Annotated in this window: 6 protein-coding genes; 2 read left to right on the plus strand and 4 right to left on the minus strand. The window is 64.7% G+C overall.

The genetic code is table 11. The features are described 5' to 3' along the window. Positions 1 to 190: 190 nt before the first annotated feature. The 4 genes from lnt to K225_RS0112550 all read right to left on the minus strand — a co-directional run bounded on the left by lnt (position 191) and on the right by K225_RS0112550 (position 4,138). Positions 191 to 1,783 (minus strand): apolipoprotein N-acyltransferase, encoded by a 1,593-nt coding sequence (gene lnt / locus K225_RS0112535; protein ID WP_051248916.1) that lies wholly within the window; start codon positions 1,781 to 1,783, stop codon positions 191 to 193. Next, positions 1,783 to 2,658, minus strand: a complete 876-nt coding sequence (locus tag K225_RS0112540) for an HlyC/CorC family transporter (protein ID WP_026436745.1) — start codon at positions 2,656 to 2,658, stop codon at positions 1,783 to 1,785. The genes lnt and K225_RS0112540 overlap by 1 nt, the downstream gene beginning before the upstream one ends. Positions 2,659 to 2,749: 91 nt before the next feature. Further along, on the minus strand, positions 2,750 to 3,478 hold the full coding sequence (locus K225_RS0112545; protein ID WP_026436746.1) for a GNAT family N-acetyltransferase: 729 nt from the start codon (positions 3,476 to 3,478) through the stop codon (positions 2,750 to 2,752). 177 nt (positions 3,479 to 3,655) lie between these two features. Continuing rightward, on the minus strand, positions 3,656 to 4,138 hold the full coding sequence (locus K225_RS0112550) for an Lrp/AsnC family transcriptional regulator (RefSeq protein ID WP_026436747.1): 483 nt from the start codon (positions 4,136 to 4,138) through the stop codon (positions 3,656 to 3,658). 283 nt (positions 4,139 to 4,421) lie between these two features. On the opposite strand from K225_RS0112550, the gene hppD reads away from it, so the two are divergent. Next, positions 4,422 to 5,564, plus strand: coding sequence for a 4-hydroxyphenylpyruvate dioxygenase (hppD, locus tag K225_RS0112555; RefSeq protein WP_026436748.1), 1,143 nt, complete (start codon positions 4,422 to 4,424; stop codon positions 5,562 to 5,564). A 13-nt stretch (positions 5,565 to 5,577) separates the two neighbouring features. Further along, positions 5,578 to 6,423 (plus strand): phenylalanine 4-monooxygenase, encoded by an 846-nt coding sequence (gene phhA, locus K225_RS0112560; RefSeq protein WP_026436749.1) that lies wholly within the window; start codon positions 5,578 to 5,580, stop codon positions 6,421 to 6,423. The last annotated feature ends 758 nt before the right edge of the window (positions 6,424 to 7,181 follow it).

Consider the following 7,181-nt stretch of genomic DNA (forward strand, 5'->3'; position numbering starts at 1 on the left):
GGCCGTGCCGCTTCAAATATTCACCGTTCGCAACCCCTGCTACCGGTTGCAGGGCTCCATTATCAAGGCACATCCAGGCCGATCGCCCGCAGACCTGCCGATTGACCCGCTGGCCGACCGCGACAGCACCCCGCGACATGACCTGAATCAATGCCTGCCATGCCGCACGGCCGCGTGCCGTGCTGTATGTTTAGCGTTGCCGACGCCGCGTGAACGCCGCCCCGACGACCACGAAGACACCCGCCACCCACAAAGGCGCCAGACCCCAGCGTGCCACCCACCAGGCATACGGCGTAATGCCCCAGCCCTGCTGTGCGTTGAGCCCGCGCCCTTGCACCTCGCCGATCAGCACGCCACGGGTGTGGCGCGCCAGCGCATGGGTGACCACGCCCCGGTGATCAATGATGGCGGTGGCCCCGGTGTTGGTTGCGCGCACCATGGGGCGCTCGAACTCCAGCGCGCGCATGCGGCTGATCTGCAGATGCTGGTCGATGGCGACGGTGTTGCCGAACCAGCCAATATTGCTGAAATTGACAAACAGCGTGGGTGCACTGGCCGGATCGGCAAAACGCGCGCCCAGCTCTTCGCCAAACAAGTCCTCGTAGCAGATGTTGGGGGCAATGCGCTGGCCCGCCCAGGCAAAGGACGGCTGCCCGATGGCGCCCCGGTTGAAGTCGCCCAGCGGGATGTTCATCATGGCCGTGAACCACCGGAAAAACGGCGGAATAAACTCCCCGAACGGCACCAGGTGGTGCTTGTCGTACTGGTACGGCGATGGCTGGGTGGTCTGCAGGCCCAGCACCGAATTGGTGTAGCCCCGCTCCGGATCACCCAGCGGAATCCCCAACAGCGCCGCCTGCGTTCCCTGGTCAAAATGCGTCGCCAAGCCCTCCAGATAGCCCGGCATGAGTTGCTGCGGCAAGAGCGGAATGGCGGTTTCGGGCGCCACGACGAGGGATGCCCTGGCATTGAGCAATGCATCGGCATACCACTGCAGGGCCAACGGCACGCCGCTGCCGGGCTGGAATTTTTCGTCCTGCGGGATATTGCCCTGCAGCAGCGCCAGGCTGATCGGGGCGGACTGCGGCGCCGTCGGTGTGTGGCACAACTCAATGGCGCATTGACGCTGCAGGCCTGCGCCCACCAGCACCAGCGCACCCAACGCCACCAGCGCCCAGGCACGCAGGCGCAGGAGATCGCCGGGGCGCGCCTGCGCCAGCAGCATGGCCAGCACCGCAGCCACGCAACCGACGCCGTACACGCCCACGGTACGTGCCAGCGCGCTCAGGGGCCCCTGCACATGGGCATAGCCGCCGGCGCCCCACGGAAAGCCCGTCCACAGCGTGCCGCGTGCCAGCTCCGCCAGCATCCAGATCGCTCCGAAAACAATAGCTGCCAGCGCACGATGGGTTGGTGCCAGACGCGCAAAAAGCGCCAGAACCGCCGCATAGTAGGCACCCAGAAAGCCCGCCAGCCCCAGCACGGCCACCACCGCCAGTGGCGCCGCCAGGCCACCGTAGTGGTGCATGGAAATGAACAGCCACCAGAAGGTGGCCGCCATCCAGGCCGTGGCAAACACCCAGCCCAGGCCCGCCGCACGGCGCCAGGGCGCTGGTGCCCGCACCAGCCACGCCAGCACGGCCAGCGACAGGATCTGCAACCACCATTGCGGCTCGCCGCTCCACGGCAGGGCCAGGGACAGGGCCTGCGCCACGCCCGCCGCAGCGGCCAGGCAGGCCTGCCCCGCAAGCGCAGCACCCGGCAGGCGTTGCAGCCGGACCATCAGCCGGGGGGACTGTCTTCGTCGATGCGCGACACCTTGAACCAGCGCACGGCGCCGCCCTTGGTGTGCAGCACCACAAAGTGCAGGCCGCACAGCTGCAGGTGTTCGCCCCGCTTGGGCACATGCCCCATTTCGTGGGCGATCAGGCCGCCCACGGTGTCAAAGCTTTCCTCGGGATCACTGCCTTGCAGGGTGATACCAAAGGCTTCGGCCACGCGTTCGATGGGGGTGTCGCCGCTCACGCGGTAGGTATGGTCGGCAAGGCCGAAGATGTCGCCCTCGTCCTCGGGAATATCGAACTCGTCTTCGATCTCGCCCACGATCTGTTCCAGCACGTCTTCGATGGTGATCAGGCCCGCCACCCGGCCGAACTCGTCGATCACGATGGCCAGGTGGTTGCGGTTGCCGCGGAACTCGCGCAGCAGGTCGTTCAGGCCCTTGCTTTCCGGCACGAAGGCAGCCGGGCGCAGCAGGGCGCGGATGTTCAGCTCGGGCGCCCGCTGCAGCTTGAGCAGGTCCTTGGCCATGAGGATGCCGATGATGTTTTCCCGCTCGCCCTGGTACACCGGAAAACGCGAGTGCGCGGTGTTGATCACCAGGCGCAGCAACTCGTCAAAGGGCGCATCGATGTTGACGAGGTCCATGCGGGGGGCGGCCACCATCACGTCGCCGGCCGTCATGTCGGCCATGCGGATGACACGCTCCAGCATCACGCGGGAGTCGGCGCCGATGACTTCGTTGTCCTCGGCCTCGGCCAACGTCTCGATGAGTTCTTCGGTGGAGTCCGGTCCGGGATGGATGAACTCGGCCACCTTTTGCAGGAAAGTGCGCTTGTCTTCCTTTTCGGGCAAGCGCTGGGGGTGCGGGTCAGACACTGTCTTGGAGTGCAGGACGTGCGGTAGTTGAACAGACCCCTAGGATAGCGGATTGTCATGACACCGCCCGCGCCGCAGGCGGGCAACGGCCCTATTCGGCCGACTGGTGGCGTCCGTGCTGCACGCCCTTGCGCACTTCCTGCACCCCGGCCAGGAAGTCCCAGAACTGCTTGGCCTGGCGCTTGAGGCGGTAGTCCATCTCGGCGAATTGCTGCTCGACGATTTCGGTCATGCGCGTGTCCAGGCTGGCGGGCGGAATCTGCAGGTAGGCCTCGGATTCGGAGCCGTCGCGCTGCACCGTGGCGCCCGCATTGCGAGCGATCTTGAGCATGGCGGTGTTTTCCGTCAGCGCATGGATGAACACCATGCTCACCCCCGCGTTGCGGGCATGCATGATGGCGCGGTCAAACAGACGTGCGCCAAACCCCCGGCCCCGTGCCTGCTTGAGCACCGACACGCCAAACTCGGCACATTGCTTGTGCTCGGGGTGCTCGGCAAACGCCAGATGGGCCATGGCGATGAGTTCCAGACGGCGGTTGTAGATGCCAAAGATTTCGTCACGGTCGAAATCGAGCCGCTCGGTGTAGCGGCGGATCTGCTCGTCCGTGGCGGCATAGCCAAAGCGCAGGTAGCGGTCGGGCGGCTCCAGCCGCAGCAGATGCTGCGTGATGCGCTCGCGGTAGGACGGGCCCAGCGAACGGATGGGCACCATCAGCGGAGTGGATGGGGGGGCATCATCCAGCGAAGGGCCGGCAAAGGGCGCCAGCATTTCTTTGCTGGCGTCCCACGAAGCCCTGAGCCAATCTTTGGTTGCGATCATGGTATGGAATTTAAGGGTTTTCCCTCATTTATTCCAGCACTTTTGCTGCGCTGCAACAAAATAGAGACAAGCATCCAATCAGGACAAAAACCGTGATATCCAACACAGACAATGCGCCATAAGCTATTGAATTGATAGCCACTGTTACAAAAAAACCCGCCCCGAGCGCCCCGGGACTCACACCGGCACGGCGGTGGTGGCCTTGACCCGGTCGAGCACAAAGCTGGTCTTGCAGTCCTGCACGCTGGGGTGTTTGAGCAGCGTGTCCATGATGAAACGGCTGTAGTGCGCCATATCGGCCACCACCACCCGCAGCAGGTAATCCATCTCGCCGGTGAGCGCCGCGCACTCCACCACTTCGGGCCAGGTCTGCACGCTGGCGCGGAACAGGTCCATGGGGTTGCGCTTGTGGCTTTCGGTGTGTTTTTCGAGGCGCACATTGAGGTAGGCCGTGAGCCCCAGCCCCACGGCCTCGGGCCGGACCAGGGCCACATAGCGGGCGATCACGCCGCTGTCCTCCAGGCGCTTCACGCGCCGCAGCACGGCACTCGGCGACAAGCCCACCTGCTCGCCAATCACGTCGTAGGTTTCGCGCCCGTTGTCCTGCAGGCGGCGCAGGATGGCCCTGTCCAGCTTGTCGAGTGCGTTGGCATCGTTCATTGCGCAGGATTCTACGAACGAACACCCGCAATGCCCATTGCGGCGAAGAGGCGGCGCACGCCCCGGCCCTGCGCGGACTGCAACCCACCGCTGCGGCACGTCGCCAAAGCCGGCGAATAGCTCCAAAAAACGGCGCGAAATTATCAACATCCTTCATTCGTCAAATATTGATTTGGCGCATGATTCCTGCAAACAGCACGCCACTGCGTCTTCAATTCGCCAGAAACATGAGGGCTTGCGCGCCTACAGTGCACAGCATTCCACATTTCTGGCCGGAGACAACATGAACGCAGCATTGCCGCAACAAGCCACGCAGGACACCGCCGCCTGGGAGAACCCCATGGGCACGGACGGGTTCGAATTCATCGAATTCGCGGCGCCCGATCCGCAAGCCATGGGCAAGGTGTTCGAGGGCATGGGCTTCAAGCCGGTGGCGCGCCACCGCCACAAGAACGTGCTGCTGTACCGCCAGGGTGAGATCAACTTCATCATCAACGCCGAGCCCGACAGCTTTGCCCAGCGCTTTGCCCGCCTGCACGGCCCCAGCGTCTGCGCCATTGCCTTTCGCGTGCACGACACCAAGGCCGCCTACGAGCGCGCGCTGGGCCTGGGCGCCTGGGGCTACGCGGGCGTGGCCGGCCCGGGCGAGCTGAACATCCCCGCCATCAAGGGCGTGGGCGACAGCCTGATCTACCTGGTGGACCGCTGGCGCGGCAAGAACGGCGCCCAGCCCGGCGACATCGGCAACATCGGTTTCTTTGACGTGGACTTCGAGCCCCTGCCCGGCGTGTCGGCCAACGAGGCCCTGAACCCCGTTGGCCACGGCCTCACCTACATCGACCACCTCACGCACAACGTGCACCGTGGCCGCATGAACGAATGGGCCGACTTCTACGAGCGCGTGTTCAACTTCCGAGAAATCAAATACTTCGACATCGAGGGCCAGGTCACGGGCGTCAAGAGCCGGGCCATGACCAGTCCCTGCGGCAAGATCCGCATCCCCATCAACGAAGAGGGCAAGGAAAAGGCCGGCCAGATCCAGGAATACCTGGACATGTACAAAGGCGAGGGCATCCAGCACATCGCCATGGGCTCGGACAACCTCTACGACACGGTCGATGCGTTGCGCGCCAGCGGCGTGCGCCTGCTCGATACGCCCGACACCTACTACGAGCTGGTCGAAAAACGCATCCCCGGCCACGGCGAGCCGGTGGAAGCGCTGCACCAGCGCAAGATCCTCATCGATGGCGTGGCCGACAAGCTGCTGCTGCAGATCTTCAGCGAGAACCAGCTGGGCCCGATCTTCTTCGAGTTCATCCAGCGCAAGGGCGACGATGGCTTTGGCAACGGCAACTTCAAGGCGCTGTTCGAAAGCATCGAGCTCGACCAGATCCGGCGCGGCGTGCTCGAAGGCAGGAAAGACTGAACGGGAGCCGGCCATGGCCACCGAACCCGTCGTCTATGGCGCCAGCGCGCGCCCTCCGCGCGGCGACTACACGCGCGCCGCCGCCGACTACACCTGCCCGCAGAACTTCGCGGCCTATACCGCCGCCGACCACGACACCTACCGGCGCCTGTACGAGCGCCAGTCGGCCCTGCTGCCCGGCCTGGCCAGCGAGGCCTTCGTAGCGGCCCTGCCCTCGCTGGGCATCAAGGACCATATCCCGCGCTTCGAGGAAATCAACGAGCGCCTGTACCGCGCCACGCGCTGGGAGATCGTGGCCGTGCCAGGGCTGATTCCCGAAGTGCCGTTCTTCACCCTGCTGGCGAACCGCCAATTCCCGGTGACGGACTGGATCCGCACGCCCGCCGAGTTCGACTACATCGTCGAGCCCGACATCTTTCACGACCTGTTCGGCCACGTGCCGCTCCTGTTCAACCCGGTGTTTGCCGACTACGTGCAGCGCTACGGCCAGGGTGGCCTGAAGGCGCAGCAACTGGGCGCCTGCGAAATGCTCAGCCGCCTGTACTGGTACACGATCGAGTTCGGCCTGATCCGCGAGGCGGGTGGGCTGCGGGCGTATGGGGCAGGCATTCTCAGTTCATCGGGCGAACTGGCGTATGCGGTACAAAGCCCCGAACCCCAGCGCCTGCCCCTGCAACTGGAGCGCACGATGCGCACGCGCTACAAGATTGACACGTACCAGCAGACGTACTTTGTGATCGACAGCTTTGAGCAGTTGTTTGACATGACGGCGGGGGACTTTGCGCCGATTTATGAGCGGCTGCGGGGGAAGCGGGAGTTTGCGGCGGATGAGAGGGAAGGGGTGGGGGGCCTTGGTTGAGGGCGGGGGCCGGGTCTCGCCCCGGCGGGCGAGGTACTTTTCTTTGCTTCGCCAAAGAAAAGTACCCAAAAGAAAGGCGACCCTGCTGTCTGCGACCCCTTCGCTGCGCTGCGGGGCAACCTGCGGTGCTCGGTGCTGGCGGGGTCTCGCTCGAACTCACGCCTACGGCGCTCAAACAATCGCGAGCCCTGATCCGCCATCCCCTGTGCGCCGCAGGCGCAGCCAGAAGGGGAGGGAAAGCCAAACATCCACACGGGCCATCGCTGCGCTCGGCCCTGCCTGTGCAGCGCGTGGCGCGAGGCGCTTGCGCCCGCGAGATTGGGGCCGAGCGCAGCGATGGCCCGTGGGTTGTTTGGATGTTTTTTCTCCACCCCATCTGGCTGCGCCTGCGGCGGGGCGGTTGCGGGGTGAGCATGCGCGTCGCAGCGCGCATGCCTCGTTATCTGACTCGCCGTGGCTGTCCGAGCGCAGCGCGCCAGCGCGTAGCGAGTTCCACGGCGCACCCCGCCACCGCACCGACGCAGGTCTGCCCCGAAGGGGTCGCAGGCTGTGGGTCGCCTTTTCTTTGCTTACTTTCTTTTGGCGAAGCAAAAGAAAGTGAGGCGGCCGCCGGGCCGAAACCCGGCCTCCGACCTCAACCAAGGCACACCACAAACCATCAAAACAATAGCTGACAGCGCCTGATAAACAAGCACCAGAGCCTAAAAAGACCTCACCCCCGCACCATCTCCTCCAGGCAAGCCCGCATGACCAAAGGG

The organism is Acidovorax sp. JHL-9 (assembly GCF_000426205.1).
Lineage (GTDB): Bacteria > Pseudomonadota > Gammaproteobacteria > Burkholderiales > Burkholderiaceae_C > Acidovorax > Acidovorax soli.